Raw genomic sequence first — 23,673 nt, 5'->3', positions numbered from 1 at the left:
GAATGGGTGACCAGTGACAGGGAATGGTGAATCGCGCAGCTGGCCGCAGCTGCTCGCGGCGCTGATCGGCGGGACGGACCTGAGCGCCGCCGACACCGCCTGGGCGATGGACCGGGTGATGCGCGGCGAGGCGGCGCCGGCGCAGCTGGCCGGGTTCCTGGTGGCGCTGCGGGCCAAGGGCGAGACCGCCGAGGAGGTCGACGGGCTGGTCCGGGCCGCGCGCGAGCACACGGTGCGGGTCGACGTGCCGGGGCCGACGCTGGACATCGTCGGCACCGGCGGGGACGGCGCGAAGACCGTGAACGTGTCCACCATGGCCGCGATCGTGGCGGCCGCCGCCGGGGCCCGGGTGGTCAAGCACGGCAACCGCTCGGCCTCCTCCGCCTCCGGCTCGGCGGACGTGCTGGAGCGGCTCGGCATCGCGCTGGAGCTCTCGGCCGAGGAGGTGGCCCGCTCGGTGCGCGAGGTCGGGATCGGCTTCTGCTTCGCCCCCGCCTTCCACCCGGCGTTCCGCCACGCGGCCGTCGCCCGCAAGGAGTTGGGCGTGCCGACGGCGTTCAACGCGCTGGGCCCGCTGACCAACCCGGCCTCGCCCACGGCCATGGCGGTCGGCGTCGCCGATCCCCGGCTGGGCCCGCTGATCGCCGCCGTGTTCGCCCGCCAGGGCGTGGACGCGCTGGTCTTCCGGGGCGACGACGGCCTCGACGAACTGTCCGTCTCCACCACCTCGACGGTCTGGACGGCGACCACCGGCCGGTTCGTGCAGGAGCGGCTCGACCCGCGCGAGCTCGGGATCGCCACGGCGGCCCCGGACGCGCTGCGCGGCGGCGACGCCGCCCACAACGCGGGCGTGGTCCACGCCGTCCTGGACGGCGAGCAGGGCCCCGTCCGCGACGCCGTCCTGCTGTCCGCGGCAGCCGGCCTGGCGGCGCTGACGCCCTCCGAACAGCCGGTCGTCGAGCGGCTGGCGGCCGCGCTGCCCCGGGCCGCCGAGGCGGTCGACTCGGGCGCGGCGGCCGCCCTGCTGAAGCGCTGGGCCGAGAGCGGGCCGCCGCGCGCGGGGCGGCCGGACTGAGCCGCCACCGGGCCGCCGTCGTCGGGCGGCGGCACCGGGGCGCGACGCCGACGGGCCGCGCGGACCTCCTCGGGGGGAGGCCCGCGCGGCCCGTCGCGTTGGTGCGGGGTGGGTCCTACGGCCCGAGTCTGCCCCGCTCGTCCGCCCCCGTTCGTCCGCCCCCGGCGTCACGGGGGCGGGCGAAGGGGCCGACCGCGGACAGGCGGACGGGCGGCGGTCAGGCCCGGTGGCGCAGCTCCAGCGTGCAGCACTTGACGCTGCCGCCGCCCTTGAGCAGCTCGGACAGGTCGACGCCGATCGGCTCGAAGCCGCGCTCCCGCAGCTTGTCGGCGAGGCCGGTGGCCGCCTCCGGCAGGAACACGTGCCGGCCGTCGCTGACCGCGTTGAGGCCGAACACGGCGGCGTCGCCGGCGTCGGCCAGCACCGCGTCCGGGAACAGCCGGCCCAGCACCTCGCGGCTGCCCGCGGAGAAGGCCTCCGGGTTGTACATGATCTCGTCGCCGTCCAGCACGGCCAGCGCGGTGTCCAGGTGGTAGTAGCGCGGGTCGATCAGCTCCAGGCCGATCACCGGGCGCCCGAAGAACTCCTGGGCCTCGGCGTGGCCGGCCGGCGTGCTGCGGAAGCCCCGCCCGGCGAGCACGTACTCGGCGGTGACCAGGAAGTCGCCCTCGCCCTCGTTGACGTGCTCCGGGTCGTGCAGCTCGGGGTAGCCGTTGGCGCGGAACCACTCCAGGTAGGCGGGGCCCTCGGCGGCGCGTTCGGCGTTGCGGAAGCGGGCGCCGAGCACCTTGCCGTCCACCACGGTGGCGCCGTTGGCGGCGTAGACCATGTCGGGCAGGCCCGGGATCGGGTCGATCAGGTCGACCCGGTGACCGAGCTCCTGGTAGAGCGCGTACAACCGCTCCCACTGCGCCACGGCGAGCCCGGTGTCGACCGGCTTCGCCGGGTCCATCCACGGGTTGATCGCGTAGGTGACCTCGAAGTGGCTGGGGCGGCACATCAGGTAGTGCCGGGGCCGGGCCGTACGCTCGGCGGGGCGCGGGGGGACAGCGTTCATCGGTGACTCCTCGTGAGGGCTTCGGACAACGGGCGGTGGCGCTGCGGTCCGGACGGGCGGCAATCGGGTGCCTGCGGGGCTCCGGGGCCGGCTCGCCGGCGGCGCGGCCGGGCGTGGGGGAAACCCAGGCGCGCCGCACTCGTTCCTGCGGGCCGGCCCCGCACCCGCCTCTGACATGCTGTCAGTTCGCTTGCGGGGGGCGGAAGATCCTTAAGCCAGGGTGGAACAGCCCTGATGGACCGGCCGATCGCGCTCAGTCGACGCGGGCGTCCATCGCCTCGGCCAGGCTGCGCGGACGCAGGTCGGTCCAGTTCTTCTCGACGTAGTCCAGGCAGGCCTGCCGGGATTCCTCGCCGAACACGCTGCGCCAACCGGCGGGCACGTCGACGAAGGCGGGCCAGAGCGCGTGCTGGTTCTCCTCGTTCGCCAGGACCAGGAACGCGCCCTGCTCGTCGTCGAAGGGGTTGGTGCTGCTCATCGGACCCTCACTTCGTGGTTGTGGTCGTGCACTTGGGCAAGGTCGTTCAACTCGTCGGCCGGCTCGTCGTCGAGCCCGCCGTCGAGCTCGTCGTTCAGCTCGTTGTTCAACTCGCCGTTCAGCTCGTTGTTCAACTCGCCGTTCAGCTCGTTGTTCAGCTCGTCACAGAACTCGGTGACCCGTCGTCGGAAGGCGGCCACCACCCGCCGGGCGGTCGGCTCGTCGCAGCCGTCCAGCGCGTGTACCAGGGCGCACTCCAGCCCGCCGGGTGCGCCGTCCGCCGTCCGCCGCTCCACCAGTTGGAGCAGCAGGTCCACGGCGGTGCGGGCCACCGGGACGGGCCGCTCGGCGACCGCCACGGCGTCGGCCCACCGCCCGCCGTCGGCCGGCTCGGCCCGCACCAGATGGGAGACCGCCACCCCGAACAGCGGCTGGCGGCCCGCCTGCCGGACCGGGTTGACCAGTTCCACCACCCGGTCGAACGGCAGGTCCTGATGGGCGTGGGCGGCCAGCAGCCGCTCCCGGACCCGCCCGACCAGGGTGCGGGCCGTCGGGGCGCCGGAGGTGTCGACCCGCAGCACCACGGTGTTGACCAGGCAGCCGACCACGCCGTCCAGCACCTCGTCGTCCCGGCCGGCCAGCGGCACCCCGATCGGCAGGTCGTGCCCCGCGCCGAGGTCGCCCAGCGCGGCGGCGAACGCCGCCTGCACCACCATGCCGGTGCCGGCCGAGCAGGCCCGGGCGGCGGCCGCCAGCCGGCGGTGCTCCCCCGGGTCCAGGGCGAAGCGGACGGTGCCGGCCGCACCCGGCCCGACGCCCGGGGCGCCGGTGGCGTCCGGCAGGCCCCGCCACGGCGGCAGGGCTGCCAACGCGCCCTTCCAGTAGGCGGCCTGCCGGGCGGCCGGGCTCTCCGGGCGCCCCTCGTCGCCGAGCCGCCGCCGCAACCACAGGGCGTGGTCGGCGTACTGGACGGCGGGCGCCGGCCAGCGCGGCGCCCCGCCGGCCGCCCGGGCCCGGTAGGCGAGCCGCAGGTCGGCCAGCAGCGGTTCGAGCGCGTGCCCGTCCACCGTCGCGTGGTGCAGCACCAGCAGCAGGGTGTGCCGGTCGGGGCCGCTGCGCAGCAGGGCGGTGCGCAGCGGCGGTTCGGTCAACAGGTCGAAGCCGCGGTCGAGTTCGGCGGCGATCCAGGCGTCCAGCCGCTCCGGTGGGACGTCGAGGAGGCGGGGCGCGGCGGACGGGACGGCGGCGAGGACGGCCTCGGCGAGGTCGGCGTCGGCGGGCGGGTCGTCGGCGGGCGGGTCGTCGGCGGGCGCGAGGATGCGCTGCTCCGGGCCGTCCGGGCCGTACGGCAGGACGGTCCGCAGGGCCTCGTGCCGGGCCACCAGGTCGCCGAGGGCGGCCCGCAGCGCGGCGGGGTCGAGCCCGCCGGTGAGGTCGAGGGCCAGGGTGGTGAGGTAGTCCGGGCGGTGCTCGCCCAGGTAGTTGGCCGTCCACAGGCGCAGTTGGGCGGGGGCGAGCGGCAGCCGGTCGGGCCGGGCCGTCCGGTCGCCGAACGCCGGGGCGCTGCCGTCGGCACCGTCGGTACGGGCGGCGCGGTCGAGCCGGTGGTCCAGCCCGGCCACCGTGGGCGCGTCGAACAGCTCACCGAGCGGCACGTCGACCCCCAGGGTGGACCGGATCCGCCCGGCCAGCCGCATCGCGGCGATCGAGTTGCCGCCGAGCGCGAAGAAGTCGTCCTCCGGCGCGACCGCCGGCACCCGCAGCACCTCCGCGAACAGCGCCGCCAGCACCTCCCGGCGGGGCGAGCGGGTCGGCCCCGGGGCCGACCGCTGCGGCGGGCCCAGGGCGGTCGTGTCGACCTTGCCGTTGGCGTCCAGCGGTAGCGCGTCGACCGGGACGAGCACGGCGGGCACCAGGTGGCGCGGCAGCCGCCCGGCGAGCCGGCGGCGCAGTTCGCCGGCGGCCACCGGCCGGTCGGCGACCACGTACCCGACCAGCGAGCGGCCCGCCGGGCCCGCCCCGTGCGGCACCACCCGGGCGGCGGTGACCTCTGGCTCGGCGCACAGCGCGGCCTCGATCTCGCCCGGCTCGATCCGGAACCCGTTGATCTTCACCTGCCGGTCCGCGCGCCCCAGGAAGTGCAGCCGGCCCTCGGTGTCCCACCGGCCCAGGTCCCCGGTGCGGTACAGCCGGCCGCCCGGCGGGCCGTACGGGTCGGCGACGAAGCGCTCGGCCGTCCGGGCCGGGGCGCCGTGGTAGCCCGCGGCCAGGCCCTCGCCGCCCAGGTGGATCTCGCCGGGGACGCCCGGCGGCACCGGGCGCAGCGCGGCGTCCAGCAGCAGCACCCTCGTCCCCGCGAGCGGGCGGCCGATCGGGACGGCCCCGCCCTCGCGGACCGGGCCCGCCGGGACTTCGTGGCCCAGGGCGAAGGTCGTGCTCTCCACCGGCCCGTACAGGTCCAGCAGCCGCTGGCCGGGCGCGGCCCGCCGGGCCCGGGCGAGCGCCGCCGGGGGGACGACGTCGCCGCCGGTGCAGATCAGGCGCAACCGGGCCAGGGCCGCCGGGATCTGCTCGGTCAGCAGGTCGAACAGGCCCGCCGTCAGCCAGGCCGCGGTGGCGCCGCCGCGCTCGACGGCCCGGGCGTAGTCCGCCGGGGTCAGCTCCCCCGGCGGGGCCACCACCACCTGGCGGCCGGTCAGCAGCGGCATCAGCAGCTCGTACACCATGGCGTCCCAGGCGTGCGGCGAGTGGAACAGCACCCGGTCGTGGTCGGGGCCGTGCCACAGCGGGTCGTCGGCCAGGGCGAGGATGTTGCGGTGGGTGACCGCCACGCCCTTGGGGCGGCCGGTCGAGCCCGAGGTGTACAGCAGCTGGGCGACCTGCCCGGGCCGCACCTCCACGCCGGGGTCGTCCGTACTCCCGCCCGCCCGCCGGGCCGCCGCCAACAGCTCGGCGTCCAGCAGCAGTTCGGTGCCCGCCTCGGCGGCGAGCGCGCGCAGCCGCTCGGCCGGGAACCCCGGGTGCAATGGGACGCAGACGGCGCCGAGCTTGGCCAGCGCCAGCATCGCCACCGGCACCTCCGGGCTGCGCGGCAGCCGCACGGCGACCCGGGTGCCGGGCCGCACCCCGAGGGCCGCCAGGTGGTGGGCCAGCCGGTTGGCGTCGGCGTTCAGCGCGCCGTACGTGGTGGTGGCGTCCGTGGCGGTACCGGTGCCGTTCGTGGTGGTGGCGTCGACGTGTCGCAGGGCGATCCGGTCCGGGTGGTCGGCCGCCAGCCGCTCGAACCGCGCGCCGACCGACACCGGTTCGGCGTCGACCGCCGGGCCGGTGCCCCAGGCCCGCAGCCCCGCCCGCTGGACGGGCGGCAGCAGGTCGACCCGGCCGGTGGTCAGCGCGTCCGCGCCCGGACCGGCCAGGGCGGCGCAGGCGGCCGTCAGCAAGGTGCGCAGCCGGTCCGCGTCGAGGTACCGGTCCAGTTCGGCGGGGCGCAGCTGGAGCCGCACGTCCAGGCCGCCCTGGCGCGGCAGCACCACCAGCGAGAGCGGGTAGTGGGTGCCGTCGAACGGTTCGACGGCGCCGATCCGCAGGCCCGGCGCGGGCTCGACGAACCCGGCCTCGTCCAGCGGGTAGTTCTCGAACACCAGTGAGCTGTCGAAGAGCCGCCCGGCGCCGGCGGCCTCCTCCACCGCGGTGAGCCCCAGGTGCTCGTGGTCCAGCAGCGCGGTGCGCTCCCGCTGGAGCCGGGCGGCGAGCTCGCGCAGCGGCTCGCCCGGGTGCAGCCGGGCCCGGACCGGGACGGTGTTGATCAGCAGGCCCACGAGCCGGTCCGCCTCCGGCAGTTCGGCCGGGCGCTGGGCGACGGTGGTGCCGAACAGGACGTCGTCGCGGCCGGTGAGGTGGGAGAGCACCAGCGCCCACGCCGTCGCCACCAGGGAGCCGAGGGTCACCTCCCACTGCGCGGCGCGCGCCCGCAGCCCGGCGGTGAGCCCGGCGGGCAGGGTGAAGACGCTCGTCGACGGGCCGTCGTCGGCGCCCTCGCCGCCGGCCGGCGCGGGCCGGCCGACCCGGGTGGGCTCGGCCCCGGCGAGGGCCGTGCGCCAGGCGCCGCGCGCGGCCGCGTCGTCGCGCCCGGCCAGCCAGTCGAGGTAGCGGCGGTAGGACGGCGCCGGGGGCAGGTCGACGCCCCGGTGCAGCGCGAGCAGCTCGCGCAGCACGATCGGCACCGACCAGCCGTCCAGCAGCAGGTGGTGGTGGGTGAAGACGAGCCGCCACCGGTCGGCGGCCAGCCGCAGCAGGGTGAAGCGGATCAGCGGCGGCGTGTCGACCGCGAACGGCCTGCGGTCCTCCTCCACGAGCCGCCGGGCGGTGGCGGACTGCTCCCGCTCCGCCCGCCCGGTGAGGTCCACGGTGCGCCAGGGCAGCGTCACCTCGACCGGCACGACCTGCTGCGGCGGGCCGGACTCGCCGCTGGTGAAGGCCCCGGCGAGCTGCGGATGGCGCGCCAGCAGCCGCTGGGCGGCGTCCTGGAGCCGCTCCGGGTCGATCGCGCCGGTGAGGTCGAGGACGAGCTGCACGAGGTACGGGTCGCGGCGGCCGTCGTGGGCGGCGTAGCGGGAGTGGAACAGCAGGCCGGCCTGGAGCGGTGTGGCGGGCAGCAGGACGGCGGCGGGCGCGGCGGCCTCGGCGGAGGCTTCGGCGGACGTTTCGGCGGGCTCCTCGGGCTGGGCCTCGGCTGCGGGCCCCTCGGCCCGGGGCGGGCCGGCGGACGACAGGGTGGTGAGGGCCTGCTCCCAGCGGGCGGCGAGTTCGGCCACCGCGTCGGCGGCCAGCACGCCGGCCGGCCAGGCCCATTCGACCCGCAGCCGCGGGCCGTCCGGGCCGGTCTCCACGAAGGCGTCGACCGAGAGGGTGTGGGCGAGCGGCAGGGTGGGGTCGGCCTCGCCGCGCAGGGTGCCGGGGACGGGCTGCCAGGGGCCGCGTCGGGTGGTGTCGAAGCGGCCCAGGTAGTTGAAGGCGATCGGGGCCGGGCGGTCGGGCAGCGTGCCGGACCGCTGGAGCAGCCCGTACGTCAGGCCCCGGTGGGGGGTGGCGCGCAGGCGCTGCCGGGCGGCCGCGACGGCGCGGGCCAGGTCGTCGGCGGGGGCGAGGTCGTCAGTGCGGGCCAGGTCGTCGGCGTGGGCCGCTCCCCCGGTGTCGGGCGCGGCCGGGCCGGTGTCCAGCAGGACGGGGTGGATGACCGTGAACCAGCCCAGCGTCCGGGAGAGGTCCAGGCCGTCGAGGGCGGCGAGTTCCGGGTCGCGGCCGTGGCCCTCGACGTCCACCAGGAGCGGGCCGTCGGCGTTGCGGGCGCGCCAGCCGTGCAGGGCGGCGGCGAGGGCGCCGAGGAGGATCTCCGGTACGGCGGCGCCGAGTCGGTCGGGCAGGTCGGTCAGCAGGGCGGCGGTCGGGCCGCCGCCCAGGGTGGTGCGCAGGGTCGCGGCTCCGGCCACGGTGTCCCGGGTGCGGTCCAGCGGCCGGGTGCCGATGGTCCCGGTGCCGGCCGTCAGCAGTCCGTGCCAGTGGTCGCGGTCGGCGGCGACCGCCGGGTCCGCCTCGGCGGCCCGCAGCGCACGGGCCCAGTCGGCGGCCGTGACGGGGACGGCGGCGAGGTCGGCCGGGTGGCCGTCGGCGGCGGCCCGGTGGGCCCGGGCGAGGTCGTCGAGCAGGATCCGCCAGGAGACGCCGTCGACGGCGAGGTGGTGGATCACCATCAGCAGCAGGCCGCCCTGGTCGCCGTCGAACCAGACCGCCCGCAGCAGGTCGCCCCGGTAGGGGTCGAGGCGGCGGCGGGCGTCGTGCCGCTGTTCCGCGACGAGTTGCAGCAGGGCGGGCGCCGGGTCGCGGCCGGGGGCGGTGGCGAGGCCCTCGCGGGCGAGGTCGATCCGGTGCAGCAGCGGGGCCGCCGGGACGGTCCCGGCGGGACGGATCTCGAAGGCGAGCGGCTCGCCCGGGGCCCCGGTCAGCCGGGTCCGCAGCGCGTCGTGGTGGTCGACGAGCTGCTGGAGGGCGGTGCGCAGGGTGTGTTCGGTGGCGCCGGGCGGCACCTCGCACAGCAGGGACTGGGCGTAGCCGTGGATCGGTCCGCCGCGGGCCGCCAGCCAGTCCGCGATCGGGGTGGGCGGCAGCACCCCGCCCGGGGGCGCGGGCGCCGCCGGGCGGGCGGCCGGGGCGCGGCCGGCGTCCGGGACGACGGCCGCGGCGGCGGCGAGGGCGCGCGGGGTCTGGTGGGTGAACACGTCCTTCGGCGTGATCAGCACTCCCGCCGACCGGGCCCGGGTGGCCAGTTGGATCGCCAGGATGCTGTCCCCGCCGAGCCGGAAGAACCCCTCCGACGGCCCGGGCCGCGCCCGGCCGAGGACGCTGCCGAACAGGGTCCGCAGCTGCTCCTCGGCGGGCGAGCCGCCCTCCGGTCCGGTGACGGGCTGCGGGCGGGCAGCCGGGTCTGGGGTGTCCGACAGGTCGCGGGTGTCAAGGACGTCGAGGGCGTCGAGGCCGTCGAGGGTGTCGACGGGTGCCGCCGGGTCGGCCAGAGCCGCCGCCAGCAGGCGGCCGAGGCCCTGCGCCAGGCGCTCGGCGGTCTCGGGGCGGAAGTGGCCGGTGCTGTACTCCAGGACGCCGCGCACCGTGCCGTCCGGCTGTTCGGTGAACTCGAAGAGCAGCGGGAACTTGGCCATCACCCGCTCGAATCGGTGCGGTGCGCCGGACAGGCCGGGCAGGGTGAGCGCGGGCCGGCGCCCGCCGTGCAGGGTGATCATCACCTGGAACAGCGGGTGGCGGCCGAGTTTCCGGTCGGGTGCGAGGGCGTCCACGACCCGGTCGAAGGGCGCCTGGTCGTGGGCGAAGGCGGTGAGGTCGGTGTGCCGGACGCGGTCGACGAGCTCCGCGAAGCCCGGACGGCCCGAGAGGTCGGTGCGCAGGGCGAGCGGCTGGGCGAAGTAGCCGACCAGGTCGTCCAGGGCGGGGTCGGCGCGGCCGGCGGTGACCGTGCCGAGGACGAGGTCGGTGCCCGCTCCGGAGCGGGCGAGCAGGCAGGCGACGGCCGCGTGCAGCACCATGAACAGGGTGGCTCCCCGGCCGGCCGCCAATTCGGCTGCTGCGGCGACCAGTTCGGTGTCCCACCGGAACTCGGCGGCGGCCCCGCGCAGGGCCGTGCCGGGCGGTGGCTCGTGGTCCACCGGCAGCGCGGTGCGCCCCGGCGCGGCGTGCAGGGTCTCGCGCCAGTGCGCCAGTTCGGTGGCCAGCGGGCTGTCGGGCTCGCCGGCCGGGCCGAGCTCCCGGCGCTGCCAGAGCGTGAAGTCGGCGTACTGGAGCGGCAGTCGGGGCCACTCGGGGGCCCGGCCGCGGGCCCGGGCGGCGTAGCCGGCGGCGAGGTCGCGGGTCAGCGGGCCCAGCGACTGTTCGTCGGCGGTGATGTGGTGCAGGACGATCAGCAGCAGGTGGGTGCCGGGCCCGGCGGTGAACACCACCAGCCGCCAGGGCAGGCCGTGTTCGAGGTCGAAGGGGCGGTGGACCTCCTCGTGCACCGCCGCGTCCAGGTCGGCGGGGTCGGGGTGCCGGACGGTCAGCGGGAGGGGCGGGTCGTCGAGGATCCGCTGGTACGGCTGCCCGTCGGTGGCCGGGAACACGGTGCGCAGGCTCTCGTGCCGCTGCTGGACGTCGCCCGCGGCGGCCCGTAGCGCGGCCAGGTCGAGCGGCCCGGTCAGCCGGGCGGCGAGCGGGACGTGGTAGGTCGACGCCTGCTCGCCGAGCCGGTGCAGGAACCACAGGCCGCGCTGGGCGTAGGAGAGCGGGATGCGCTCCGGCCGGGGGCCGGCCTGCGGGCGCTGCGGGCGCGCCCGACCGGCCTCTGCCGCACCCTGGCGGGCGGCGCCACGGGCACCGATCCGGGCGGCCAGGCCGGCCACGGTGGGGGCCGCGAAGACGTCCCGGATGGTCAGTTCGGCCGACAGCTCGGCGGGCAGCTCGGCCCGGGCGCGGACCACCAGCCGGTTCGCCGAGAGGGAGTCGCCGCCGAGGGCGAAGAAGCTCTCGTCCGTGCCGAAGCCGTCGGCCCCGAGGAGTTCGCCGAACAGCCGGTGCAGCCAGGTCTCGTGCTCGCCGCTGGGCGCCCGGCCCCGGCCGTCCGCCGCCCTGGCCTCCCGGGCCCGCAGCCGGTGCTCGTCGAGCTTGCCGTTGGCGGTCAGCGGGAAGGCCTCGACGGCGACGAAGGCCGCGGGCACCAGGTGGTCCGGGAGCGACGCGTGGGCGTGGTCGGCGGCCGCGCGGACGGCCTCCTCGGTGCCGAGCAGGTAGGCGGTCAGCGCCTTGCGCCCGGGCTCCCGTTCGGTGGCGAGGACGGCGGCGCCGGAGATGCCGGGCCGCGCGGCGAGCGCGGCCTCGATCTCCCCCGGTTCGATCCGGTAGCCGCGGATCTTCACCTGCCGGTCGGTGCGGCCCAGGTGTTCGAGTTCGCCGTCGGGGCGGCGGCGGGCGCGGTCCCCGCTGCGGTACATCCGGCTGCCGGGCGGACCGTACGGGTCGGCGGTGAAGCGGCCGGCCGTCAGCGCGGGGCGGCCGAGGTAGCCGCGGGCGAGGCCGGGGCCGGCCACGTACAGCTCGCCGGGCAGGCCGTCGGGCACCGGCCGCAGGGCGGCGTCCAGCAGGTACGCCCGCAGGTCGGGCAGCGGCCGGCCGATGGTGGCGGCGCCCGAGGCCACGGCCGAGGCGTCGAGGTCGCCGGCCGTGACGTGCACGGTGGTCTCGGTGATGCCGTACATGTTGACGAGCCGGGGCGCGTCCTGCGGGTGCCGCAGGTACCAGTCCGCGAGCCGCCAGGGTTCGAGCTGCTCACCGCCGAAGATGACGTAGCGCAGGGCGAGCCGGGCGCTCGGGCCCGGGTGGGCGGCGTCGGCTGCGGCCAGCTGGGTGAACGCCGAGGGGGTCTGGTTGAGCACCGTGACGCGCTCGTCGGCGAGCAGCCGCAGGAACTCCTCGGGCGAGCGGGCGGTGTCCCGGGGGACGACGACCAGGCGGCCGCCGTGCAGCAGGGCGCCCCACAGCTCCCAGACCGAGAAGTCGAAGGCGTAGGAGTGGAACAGGGTCCAGGTGTCGTCCGGTCCGAAGCCGAACCGGTCGGCGGTGGTGGCGAGCAGCCGGGTGACGTTGCGGTGGGTGACCAGGACGCCCTTGGGGCGGCCGGTGGAGCCGGAGGTGTGGATGACGTAGGCGACGCCGTCCGGGCCGGGGCGCTGCGGCTGCGTCCGGTCGGCGGGCTCGTCCGCGCCGTCGACGGACAGGGTCTCGACGCCGTCGGGCAGCGCCGCCCGGGCGGAGTCGTCCGTCACCACGAGCCGGGGCGCGGCGTCCTCGATGGTCGCGCGCAGCCGCTCGACCGGGTAGTCCGGATCCAGCGGCAGGTAGCCGGCGCCGGCCTTCTGGACGCCGAGCAGCGCGACCACCAGGTCCGGCGAGCGGGGCAGGGCGACGCCCACCAGGTCGCCGCGGCGCACGCCCCGGGCGGCGAGCCGGCGGGCCAACCGGTCGGCGCGCAGGTCGAGTTCGCGGTAGGTGAGGACGGTCTCCCCCAGCACCACGGCGGGTGCCTGCGGGCGGGCGGCGGCCTGCCGTTCGAACAGCGAGACCAGGGTGTCGCCGTCCGGCTCGGTCCGCGCCGACCCGGGCGCGGGCGCGGGCAGGGCGACGGCTCCGCCGCCGGTGCGCAGCCGGCCGACCGGGAGCCCCTCGGGCGCCTCGGCCAGCGCCGTCACGAGGTCGAGCACCCGGTCCAGGTGGGCCCGGACGGTGTCCTCGGGGTAGTCGCCGACCGCGTCGGCGAACACCGGCAGGGTGGCGCGGCCGTTGTCGTAGACGCCGAGCGCGAAGTCCTCGGGCAGGCCCGGCGAGACCTCGTGCACGGTGGCCGGGATCCCGCCGAACCGCAGGCCCGGGTCGAGCGGCAGCAGGTTCAGGGTGGGGCCGATCAGCGGCCGGTCGCCCCGGGCGGCGGCGGTGTCGCGGAGCAGGTCCTCGAAGCGGTACCGCTGGCGGCGCAGCGCGGCCCGGACCCGGTCCGCCGTGGCCGTCACCAGGCCGCCGACGGTGGCGGCCGGGTCGACGGCGAGCCGCAGCGGCACGACGTTCGCCGTCATGCCGAGGGCCCGCCGGGCCAGCGCGGCGTCCCGTCCGCGGACGCCGAGGCCGATCACCGCCGTGCCCTCGCCGGTGTCGGCGTGCAGCGCGACGGCGAGCGCGGCCGGGAACAGCGCCGTCCAGCCCGCGCCGACGCGCTCGCGGACAGCGGCCCAGCGTTCGGCGGACAGCTCCGTCCGGACGGCGACCGGCGGGCGCGGGCCCGAGCCGGTCGGGGCGCCGCGCCCGCCCGCGAGGCGGGGCGGGTCGCCGAGGCCGGCCAACTCCTCGGCCCAGAAAGCGGCGTCGGTGCGGAACCGGGCGGAGGCGCGGTAGACGGCGTCGTCGTCCAGCAGGGCCTGGAGCGGGTCGTGCACGCCGGTGGAGGGCGGCTCGCCCGCGTGCAGCGCCGTGTACTCGGCCGCCACCCGGCGCATCAGCCCGGCCCCGCCCACCCCGTCGCACAGGATGTGGTGCATCCGGAGGTACCAGAGGTACTCCGCCTCGCCGGTCCGCAGCAGGAAGTGGTCGAAGGGCGGGCGGGCGGTCAGGTCGTAGGGGTGGGCGAGTTCGGCGGCGAGGAACGCGCGGGCGGCGGCGGCCGGGTCCTCGTGGTGGCGCAGGTCCTGCCGGTGCAGCGGCCAGTCGGCGGCGTCCTCGATGATCTGGACGGCGCCGTCGGCGGTCGGCTCGAAGCGCACCCGCAGGCTCTCGCTGCCGGCCACCACGCCCCGCAGCGCGCGTTCGAACAGCTCCTCGTCGATCGCGCCGTGGAACTGGACGTACTGGCCGGCGGTGAACCGCCGCCGGGTGGGGTCGGCCTCGTGGCCGAACCAGATTCCCGACTGCGGGGCCGTGAGCGGCCGTCGTCGGGCGGGAGAGGCGGGAGAGGCGGGCGTGGCGGACATCCGGTCAGCTCCTTTCCGGCTCGTGCGGCTGGTGCGGCTCGTGCGGGCTCGGTGACCCGTGCGGCCCGGACGGGTCACCGAGCCGGTCGAGCAGCGCCGGGGCGAGGTCGAGGAGGGCGGCCGGGCCGCCGAGGTCCTGGTGGCCGTGGTCGGTCCGGTGCCGCAGCAGCCGGCCGCCGTCGAGGTGGGGCAGCCAGCTCTCCGGGTCCTGGACGGGCCCGCTGGTCTCCGGAACGGCCTCGATGAGGAGCAGGTCGCCGCGGTACCGGCCGGGGCGGAAGGCCCGGCCGAGCCGGACGTTGTTGTCGTAGACCTCGGCGAGCGCGGTCAGGTGGTGTTCGGAGAAGACGGAGAGCGGCGAGTCGGAGTCCTTGGCGAGGACGAGGAACTCCTCGGCGGTCGGCGCGGGCGCGTCGGCGGGGCGGTCGACGCCGGTCAGCCGCAGCAGGGCGTTACGGACGTGGCCCTGCTCGGCGAGCACCTCGGCCTCCGAGCGGGCGGGCAGGTCGGCGAGCACGTAGCTGTCGAGCATCGCGAGCAGGCCCACCTCCGCGCCCTGCTCCTGCAGCCGGGCGGCCACGGCGTAGGCGACCAGGCCGCCGAACGACCAGCCGAGCAGGTGGTAGGGCCCGTCGGGCTGGACGGCGCGGATCTCCCGCACGCAGTCCTCGGCCACCTCCTCCACGCTGGCCGGCAGCGGCCCCCGGCCGTCGAGGCCGCGGGACTGCAGGACGTAGAGCGGCCGGTCGCCGAGCGGCCCCAGCAGCGCCGCGTACGTCCAGCCGATCCCGGCGGCCGGGTGCACGCAGAACAGCGGCGCGCCGGTGCCGGTCGAGCGCAGCGGCAGCAGGGTGGCCAGCATGGGCTCCAGGCCGTCGGCGGGCGGCGCGGGGACGGCGGCGACGGTGGCGTCGGTGGCGGGGAGCGGGGTGCGGGCGGGCCCGGCGGTCGCGGGCCAGGAGTCGAGCAGACCGAGGGCGCCGACGGTGGTGTCCGGCTCGGCGACGAGGGTGTCGAGCAGCCCCAGCAGCCGGGCCAGCAGGGCGTCGGCGGCCTCGGCGTCGACGGCGTCCTCCCGGTGCAGGATGTCGAGTTCCAGTCCGCCGTCCCTCGGGATGGCCATCAGCGACAGCGGGTAGTGCGCGGCCGTCTCGCTGCCCGAACCGGTGATCCGCACCCCCGGGAGCGCGTCGCCCTGGTCGCCGGACTGCGGGAAGTTCTCGTACACCATGACGGTGTCGAAGAGTTCGCCGAGGCCGGTCGCCCGCTGGATCGCGGGGATTCCCAGGTGCTGGTGGGCGATCATCCGGACCTGCTCGCGCTGGACCCGGGTCAGCAGCCCGGCCAGCGACTCCTCCGGCCGCAGGGTGATCCGCAGCGGCAGGGTGTTGATGAGGAAGCCCATGACGGACTCGGAGCCCGGCAGCTCCGGCGAGCGGCCGTTGACGATGATCCCGAACACGGTGTCGGGGCGGCCGGTCCGCTCGGCCAGCAGCAGCGCCCAGGTGGCCTGGAGCACGGTGTTGAGCGTGATGCCCAGCCCGGCGGCGAGGGCGCCGAGCCGTTCGGTGCGCTCCTCGCCCAGGGGCCGGTAGCGGCGGCCCGGCCACCCGTCGGCGGGCGGCAGCCCGGGCGGCGTCACCAGGGTGGGTTCGATCGGCGCGGCCAGGGCCTCGCGCCACGCCCGGCGGGCGGCCTCGTGGTCCCGGCCGGCCAGCCAGGCCAGGTGGGCGCGCAGCGGCACCGGCTCGGGCAGTCCGGCCGGGTCGCGGTACAGGGCGAACAGCTCCGGCAGGAGGAGCTGGTTGGACCAGCCGTCGATCAGGGTGTGGTGGGCGACCACCTCCAGCCGGTACCGCTGCGCTCCCACGCCCTCTCCGGGGCCCAGCCGCAGCAGGGTGAAGCGGATCAGCGGCGGGTCGGCCGGGTCGAACCGGGTGGTCCTCGCCTCGGCGGCCAACCGCTCGGTCTCCGCCTCCTGTTCGGCCGCCGTGAGGCCGCCGAGGTCCAGCTCCGTGAACGGCGGCAGGCGGTCCGGGACGACCTGCACCGGGCGGCCGTCGGGGAGGCGGACGAACCCGGCCGCCAGGTTCGGGTGGCGGCGGCAGAGCGCCTCGACGGCGCGGCGCAGCGCCGCCGGGTCGAGCCGCCCGTCGAAGAGCATCCACAGCCGCATCACGTAGGCCCCGCCGCCGCCCTGGCTGTGCTGGGTGGGGAAGAGCAGCCGCTCCTGGAGCGGTGTCAGCGGCAGCACGTCCCGGTGGCCCGGGAACCGGGCCTGCAACCAGGCGCGCTCGGCGGCGTCCAGCGGGAGCAGTTCGCCGTCGGCGGGCCGGCCGGCGCCCTGGTCGGCGGGGTCGAGCGCGGTGGCGACGGCCGCGAGTCCGGCCGGGGTCGGGTGCGCGAACACGTCCTCCGGGGCGAGCGCCAGCCCGGCCCGGCGGGCCCGGCGGAGCAGCTTGATGGAGCGGATGCTGTCGCCGCCGAGGGCGAAGAAGCTGTCGTCCGGGCCGACTTCGGGCAGGCCGAGGACGCCGGCGAAGAGCTCGCGCAGCACCTCGACGGGGCCGGCGGCCGGGGCGGCGGCGGGCTCGGGCGACGCCCCGTCCACGGTTCCGGCGGCCAGGGCGGCGAGTGCGCTGCGGTCGGTCTTGCCGTTGGCGTTGGTCGGGAGGTCGTCGAGGAAGACCAGGGCGGCCGGGACGACGGGTGCGGGCAGCACCTCGCGCAGCGCCGCCCGGACGGCCTCCGGATCGGCCGGGCGGCCCTCGGCGGCGACCAGGAAGGCCGTCGTGCGGCGGTCGCCCTCGCCGTCGTCGGTGGCGACCACCACGGCCCGCCGGACGCCGTCCAGCTCCGCCAACCGGGCCTCGATCTCGCCGAGTTCGATCCGGTGGCCGCGGATCTTCACCTGGTGGTCGGTGCGGCCGGCGTACTCCAGCTCCCCGGCGGCGGTCCAGCGGGCGAGGTCCCCGGTGCGGTACATCCGGGCGCCGGGCGGGCCGAACGGGTCGGGCAGGAAGCGCTCGGCGGTGGCCCCCGGCCGGTGGGCGTAGCCCCGGGCCAGGTAGTCCCCGGCCAGGTAGAGCTCGCCGGTGACGCCGACCGGCGTGGGCCGCAGGGCCGGGTCGAGGACGTGGGCGCGCACGTTGCCGATCGGCACGCCGATCGACGGCTCACCGTCCGCGCCGGGCGGGCACGCCCCGGCCGTGGCGTACACGATGGCCTCGGTGGGGCCGTAGAGGTTGAGCACCCGGGCGTCCGGGTTGCGGGCGTGCACCTGGCGGACCAGCGCGGCGGGCAGCGGCTCGCCGCAGAACACGTAGGTCGTCGCCCGCTCGCGCACCCACTCGGCGCGGGCGACCTGCTGGTACACGGACGGGACGGTGTTGACCAGGCTGCCGGACCAGTCCGGGCGTTCCAGCAGCGTGAGCAGGTTGTCCACCAGGTCGACGCTGCCGCCGGTGAACAGCGGCACCAGGAGCTCGAAGACCGACAGGTCGAAGGAGAGCGAGGTGGAGCCGAGCACCCGGGAGAGCGCCTCGGGGCCGAGCTCGGCCGCCGCCCAGGCGGCGAGGTTGGCCACGGCCCGGTGGGTGACCACCACGCCCTTCGGCGTCCCGGTGGAGCCGGAGGTGTGGATGACGTACGCCGCGTTGCCGGGCAGCGGGCGGGTGGGCTTCGCCTCGGCGATCTCGGGACCGGCGGGCGCGGGGCAGGCGGTCTCGACGGCAGCGGGCTCGTCCAGCAGGACGACGGACGGGCCGTCGGCGGCCGGCTCCGGCAGCACGGCGGCGGCCAGCTGCGCCGTGGTCAGCACCACCCGGGGGCGGGCGTCCGCGAGCACGAACTCCACCCGGCCGCGCGGGTGGCCCGGGTCGACCGGGAGGTAGGCGGCGCCGGCCTTCAGCACGCCCAGCACGGCCGCGACCAGGGCGGGCGTGCGGGGCAGCAGCACCGCGACGACGTCCTCGCGGCCGACACCGAGGCCGGCGAGCAGCCGGGCGATCCGCTCGGAGCGCCCGTCCAGTTCGGCGTAGTCCAGCACCTCTCCCCCGCCGCGCACCGCGACGGCGGACGGGGTCCGCGCCAGCTGGGCGGCGAACGCGGCGGGCACGGTGGTCTCGGGCACCGCGTGTTCGGTGGCGTTGGCCTTCCGCAGCAGGGCGAGCTCGTCCCCGTCGGCGAGGTCGAAGGAGTGGATCGGCTCGTCGGGCCGGGCCGCCAGCCGCGCCAGCAGCCGGACCAGCCGGCGGTGGGCCGCCGGGTCGGCGCCGTGGCCGCCGGCGGCGACCCGCCACGCCCCGTCCCGGTCCGCCGGGCCGGGGGTGGGGTCGGCACGCAGGAACAGGCCGGGCAGCGGCTCGCCCCAGGCGCGGGCCAGGACGGCGACCGTCCCGGGGCCGTACGCCACCCGCTCGGCGCTGTCGGCGATCCCGGTGACCAGGCCGTACCCGGAGGACGGGCCCCAGGGCAGGTCGAGGTCCGGCCGGTGGCCGTGGCGCCGGACCGCGCGCAGGGCGCGGCCGGCCTGCCGGAGGACGGCGGTGAAGCTGAGCCCGGGGGCCGGGGCCAGGCGCACCGGGACGACCAGGCCGCGGCCGCCCGGGCCGGGCGCCGGGCGCCAGTGTCCGAGCAGCAGCTCCCGGGCGCCGGTCAGCCGGTGCGCGTGGACGGCGGCGGCGGCGAGCAGCACCGCGGCGGGGCCCGCACCGCCGGCCCGGGCGGCCCGGGCCAGTGCGGCCGGGTCGGCCACCGGCAGCCAGGGCAGCTCGGCCGGCGGCGCGACGGCCCCGGCCGGGCGGGCGGCGGCGGGCTCGGGGCCGGCGGTCCCCAGGACCTCCCGCCAGTACGCCCGGTCGGCGGGCCGGTCGGCGTCCGGGTCCGGGGCGGGGGCAGGTACCAGGGCGGGGACCGGGGCCGTCTCGGCATCCGCGGCGTCCTCGGCGTACAGCTCGCCGGCCCGGCGGACGAGCGCGGCCAGCCCGGCGTCGTCGTCGACCAGCCGGTGGTGGCGCTGGAACCAGCTGAGCCCGCCGTCGGATCGGCGGATCAGCACGTGGCGCAGCAGCGGCCCGCCGAGCAGGTCGAGCGGGCGGACGAGCTCGGCGGCGAGCCAGCCGTCCAGTTCCTCCGGGTCGAGGTCGATCACCGCGACGGCGGGCGGCTGGGCCGGGTCGGCCGGGCGGAGCAGGCCGGGGCCGCCCCCGGCGGCGGCGCGGTAGCCGGTGTGCAGGTCCGGGCGTTCGGCCAGGGCCCGGGCCACGGCGCGGCGCAGCCGGTCCAGCCCGACCGGGCCCTCGAAGCGGACCAGGCGCGCCACGCAGTCGGCGGGAAGGAGCGGGGTGTCCCGCAGGACGGCACGCCGGGCGGCGTCGAGCGGGGTGGCGGTGGAGCTGCTCACAGGGCCCTCACGGTGTCGTCGTCGGGGTGCGGGGTCACGGTCTCGGGCGCGTCGCCGTGGTCGGCGTGGTCGGCGTGGTCCGCACCGTCGGCCTGGTCCGCGTAGTCGGCGTAGTCGGCCGCCACGTCGTGGACCGGGCGGTCGGGCTCGGCGAGCAGGCCGCGCAGCAGCTCGCGCAGGCCGGTGGCGAAGCCGGTCGCGGTCGGCGGGTCGAAGAGTTCGGGGGCGTAGTGCACGGTCAGCGCCGTGGGGGCGGCGCCGCTCTCCGCCCGCCACCCCAGGTCGAGTTCGACCCCGCGCGGGGCGGCGCCGTGACCGACGCCGTGGCCTCCGCCGTCGCCCCGGGAGCGGACCGGGGGCTCGGCTCCGGGGCCGGCCGTCCCGTCGGGGGTGGTGCGCCCGAGCAGGTCGGTGAAGGCGGGCTCGTCGGCGAGGTCGGCCCGCAGCAGGGCGCCGCCGGGCAGGCCGACCGCCACCTCGTCCTGGCCGGCGATCCACGAGAGCAGCACCAGCCAGCCGGCCCGCAGCACCCGGTCGGGGTGCGGGCCGAACCGGGCGATCGCGTTGCGCAGCGACTCGTCGACCGGGACGGTGACGCTGCGCTCGGTGTAGTCGGGGCGGCCCGGGCGGGGGCGGTCGGTGGGGACGTCGAGCCGGACGGGCCCGGGCGGGCCGGCGGGGGCGGCCGGCAGCGCCGCATCAGAGGAGACGGCCGCCGGCGCCCCGGCCCACAGCCGGGAGATCGGCAACTCGCCGTCGGCTGCGGCGAGTTCACGGAGCAGCGCCGTGTACTCCTCGACGAACGCGGCCGCCGTCGCCCCCGTGAACAGCTGGGTGCTGAACTCCAGGCAGGCGGTCATGGCGTCGTCGCCGACCCGGTCGGAGGTGATCAGGGTGAGGTCGAACTTGGCGGTGCCCGCCGGCAGGCCGCCGAACAGGTTGCCGGCGCTGTGGCCGATGTCGAAGTACCCGGTCGAGGTGCCCTCGATCTGCTGGATCGGCGGCAGCTCCTGGTGCACGAAGAACACGTCGAACAGCGGGCTCCGGCCCGGATCGCGCTCGTCCGTCAGCGCCTGGACGACCCGGTCGAAGGGGATCTCCTGGTGCTCCAGGGACTCCAGCACCACGGCGCGCACCCGGTGCAGGAAGGCGGTCACCGACGGGGCGCCGGACAGGTCGGCGCGCAGTGCCACGGTGCTGTTGAAGAAGCCGATCAGGCCTTCGAGTTCGGGCCGGTTGCGCCCGGTGGTCGGGATGCCGACGACCAGGTCGTCCTGCTCGCTGCGGCGGGCCAGCAGCAGGTAGAGGCCGGCGAGCAGGACCACGAAGAGGGTGACGGAGCGGTCGGCCGCGAGCCGCCGCAGCTCCCGCATCAGGGCGGCGTCCACGGTGAACACCGCGAGGTCGCCCGCGTGGTCCTTGCGGGCCGGGCGCGGGTGGTCGGTGGGCAGCCGCAGCACCGGCGCGTCCCGCAAGGTCTCGCACCAGTAGGCGAGTTCGCCGTCCAGAGCCGAGCCGGCCACCAGTTCGCGCTGCCAGGCCGCGTAGTCGGCGAACTGGACGGGCAGCGGCGCGAGCCGGTGCGGGCGGCCCTCGCGGCGGGCGGCGTACAGCTCGGGCAGCTCGCGTTCGAAGATCCGCGGTGAGGCGCCGTCGTTGACGGCGTGGTGCATGGTCACCTGGAGCACGTGCTGCTCGGGGGCCGTGCGGACCACGAGCACCCGCACCAGGGGGTCGTGGGCGAGGTCGAAGCGGTGCTCGGCGGCCTGCCGGACGAGTTCGCGGGCGGCGGCGAGCGGGTCCGGCTCGGCGGAGACGTCCCGGAGGGTGAAGAAGTCGCCGGGCTCCGGGCTGATGCGCAGCACCGGCTCGTCGTCCTCCTCGGCGAAGTTGGAGCGCAGCACTTCGTGGCGCAGCATCAGGTCGTGCCACATGCCGCGGACGGCGTCGACGTCGAGCGGGCCGCTGATCAGGCTGACCATCGGGAGGTTGTAGAGCGTGGTGTCGGGGTCGAGCTGGTGGTGGAACCAGATCCGGTCCTGGCCGAAGGAGGTGACGGGCGGTGTGTCGCGGGGGGTGATCGGCGGCAGGGCGGGGGCCGCGGGGGCGCCGGCCCGGCGGCGGATGAGGTCGGCGAACGCGCCGACGGCGGGGTGTTCGTAGACGTCGAGCAGCCGGGGGCGGAAGCCGAAGCGGGTCTGGATCCGGTCGGCGAGCTGGAGGGCGATGATCGAGTTGCCGCCGAGTTCGAAGTAGTCGGCCTCCGGGCCGGGCGGCTGCTCGCTGTGCAGGAGTTCTCCCAGGACTTCGGCGAGCCAGCGTTCGGGGTCCTCGGCGGGGCCGGTCCCGGTGCGCTCGACGGCGGGCGCGGCGGGCGCGACGGACACGACGGGCGCCACGGATGCGACGGGCAGGGCGGGGGCCGCCGGTGCGGGCCGGATCCAGCAGGGGGTGGCAGCCAGCGGGTGTCCGGGCAGGCGCAGCCGGCGGGCGGTGCCGGGCTCGGGGCCGAGCGCCGGCCAGTCCAGGTCCAGGCCGCATTCGTACAGCCGGCCGAGCAGCGCGGCAAAGCCTCCGCCGCCGTCACCGGCGGCCGTGACCAGCCGGGCGCCGTCCTGCCCCTCCGGGCCGAACCGCTCGGCGAGCAGCCGGCCGAGGACGCCGCCGGGGCCGGGGTCGAGGAACACCACCGGCCCGGCGGCGGCGAGCCGTTCGGCCGCCGCGACGAGCCGGTCCCGGTCGGGCGGCGCGGCCTCGGCTCCGGCGGCGGTGGCGGTGGCGAGTTCGCGGGTGTCCTCGGCGGTGAGGGTGCCGAGCAGGTACCGGGCGGCGTACCGGGAGACGCCGCTGCTCAGCACGGTCCCGACGGGCACGCCGCAGCGCGACAGCTCGCGATGGAGGGCGAGTTGGCCCGCGAGCAGCCGGGCCGCCGGGCCGGTGGCGGGCAGCGCGTCGGGCAGCTCCGCCGGGCCGGGGGCGTCGGGCACGGCGTCCGGGGAGAGCAGCAGGCAGACGGCGGGCGGCCTGGTCCGGCCGCCGCGCGGGGCGCCGCCGGCCGGTGCCGAGGCGTCGAGCCGGGCCGCCCGTTCGAGCAGGGCCCGGCCGAGTTCGGCGGTGTCGCGGGCCCACACCGCCGCCCGGTGCCCGTAGTGGGTGCGCCCGGAGTTGAGGGTGAGGGCGACGTCGTCGAGGTCGGTGTCGCGGGCGGCCGGGCCGGTCAGCGCGGCGCCGAGGTCGGCGCAGAGCCGGGCGAGCGCGGTGCGGCTGCGCGCGGAGACGCCGACGAGCCGGGGCGCGCCCGACCGGTCGGCGCGCGGGGGCACAGGCGGCCGCTGGACCACGCAGTGGGCGTTGATGCCGCCGAGGCTGTACGAGCTGACGCCGGCGATCCGCTCCTCGCCCTCCCAGCGGCGCAGCGCGGTGACCACCTCGACGGGTTCGAGGGCTGCCTCGTCGACGGGCCGGCGGAAGTGCAGGGACGGGTACAGCTCGCCGTGGCCGACCGCGAGGACGGCCTTGACCAGGCCGGCGATCCCGGCCGCGTGGTCGAGGTGGCCGACGTTGGTCTTCACCGAGCCGATCGGCAGCCGCCGGCCCCGCGCCCCGAACCCGCGCGGCCCGAACACCTGGGCCAGGCCCTCCAGTTCGACGGCGTCGCCGAGCCGGGTGCCGGAGCCGTGCGCCTCCAGGTAGCCGGCCAGGGCGGGGTCGAGCCCGGCGGCGCGCCAGGCCGCGCCGATCACCGCCGCGTGCGCGGGTGCGCTCGGGGTGCTGATGGTGGCGGCCGCCCGGCCGTTGTGCCGGACGGCGCTGCCGCGGATGACGGCGTGGACGGGCGTGCCGTCGGCGCGGGCCCGGCCGAGGGTGGTGAGCAGCAGGACGGCGCCGCCCTCGCCGCTGGCGGTGCCGTCGGCGTCGGCGTCGAAGGCCCGGCAGCGGCCGCTCGGGGAGACGAGTTCGGTCATGCCCTCGGTCTGCCGGGCGGGCAGGCCGCCGGAGCGCAGGCTGAATCCGCCGGCGAGCGCGTACTCGGCCTCGCCGTCGCGCAGTTCGCGGCAGGCCTGGTGGACGGCGACGAGCGAGCCGTTGCAGCCGGTGTCGACGGCGTAGCAGGGGCCTTCGAAGCCGAGCACGTGAGCGATCCGGGCGGGCAGCGCGAAGGGCACGTTGCCGAGGGCGCTGAGCGGGCCGGGCTCGGTGGCGGCGCCGAGGTAGCCGGAGGCGGCGGCGCTGAGCACCACGGCGACCTGGCGTCCGCGCAGGGCGCTCGCGGCGTGGCCGGCGTCCTCGACGGCCTGGTGGGCGAGGACCAGCGCGATCCGCTGCTGGGGGTCCATCAGGGCGGCCTCGCGCCGGGAGAGGCCGAAGAAGGCGTGGTCGAAGGTGTGGACGTCGGCGAGGTGGCCCATCGGCAGGTAGCCCGCGTCCGGGTCGAGCCCGGTGGCGGCGGCCCGGGCGGCGGGCATGCCCCCGACGGAGTCCCGGCCGGCGGCGAGGTTGGCCCGGAAGGCCGCCAGGTCGTCGGCGTCGGGGAAGCGGGCGCCGATGCCGACGACGGCGATGTCGGTGTCGGCGGGGGCCGTCGCTGGGGTCCTGGTCACTGCT

6 protein-coding genes are annotated in these 23,673 nt (G+C 77.6%); 1 reads left to right on the top strand and 5 read right to left on the bottom strand.

Features of this window, described 5'->3' with window-relative positions:
• Positions 1-13 precede the first annotated feature (13 nt).
• The gene (gene trpD, locus ACFWPT_RS11095) at positions 14-1,075 is read left to right on the top strand and encodes an anthranilate phosphoribosyltransferase (RefSeq protein WP_380377931.1); all 1,062 of its coding nucleotides are present in this window, start codon (positions 14-16) and stop codon (positions 1,073-1,075) included.
• Positions 1,076-1,292: 217 nt separating this feature from the next.
• Here trpD and ddaH read toward each other — a convergent pair whose 3' ends face one another.
• The 5 genes from ddaH to ACFWPT_RS11070 all read right to left on the bottom strand — a co-directional run bounded on the left by ddaH (position 1,293) and on the right by ACFWPT_RS11070 (position 23,669).
• Positions 1,293-2,132, bottom strand: a complete 840-nt coding sequence (ddaH, locus tag ACFWPT_RS11090; RefSeq protein WP_380481195.1) for a dimethylargininase — start codon at positions 2,130-2,132, stop codon at positions 1,293-1,295.
• A gap of 253 nt (positions 2,133-2,385) precedes the next feature.
• Complete coding sequence (locus tag ACFWPT_RS11085) at positions 2,386-2,610, bottom strand: MbtH family protein (RefSeq protein ID WP_063349723.1); 225 nt, start codon at positions 2,608-2,610, stop codon at positions 2,386-2,388.
• A complete protein-coding gene (locus ACFWPT_RS11080; protein ID WP_380481192.1) occupies positions 2,607-13,664 on the bottom strand; it encodes an amino acid adenylation domain-containing protein in 11,058 nt (3,685 codons plus the stop codon). Before ACFWPT_RS11080 ends, ACFWPT_RS11085 begins: the two co-directional genes overlap by 4 nt.
• A gap of 4 nt (positions 13,665-13,668) precedes the next feature.
• On the bottom strand, positions 13,669-19,068 hold the full coding sequence (locus ACFWPT_RS11075; protein WP_380481190.1) for an amino acid adenylation domain-containing protein: 5,400 nt from the start codon (positions 19,066-19,068) through the stop codon (positions 13,669-13,671).
• A complete protein-coding gene (locus ACFWPT_RS11070; protein WP_380481187.1) occupies positions 19,065-23,669 on the bottom strand; it encodes a condensation domain-containing protein in 4,605 nt (1,534 codons plus the stop codon). The genes ACFWPT_RS11075 and ACFWPT_RS11070 overlap by 4 nt, the downstream gene beginning before the upstream one ends.
• Positions 23,670-23,673: the final 4 nt, after the last annotated feature.

Origin of the sequence: Kitasatospora sp. NPDC058478 (assembly GCF_042720345.1) — a bacterium.
Taxonomy (GTDB): Bacteria; Actinomycetota; Actinomycetes; order Streptomycetales; family Streptomycetaceae; genus Kitasatospora.
This window is presented reverse-complemented; position numbering and strand designations above follow the sequence as displayed.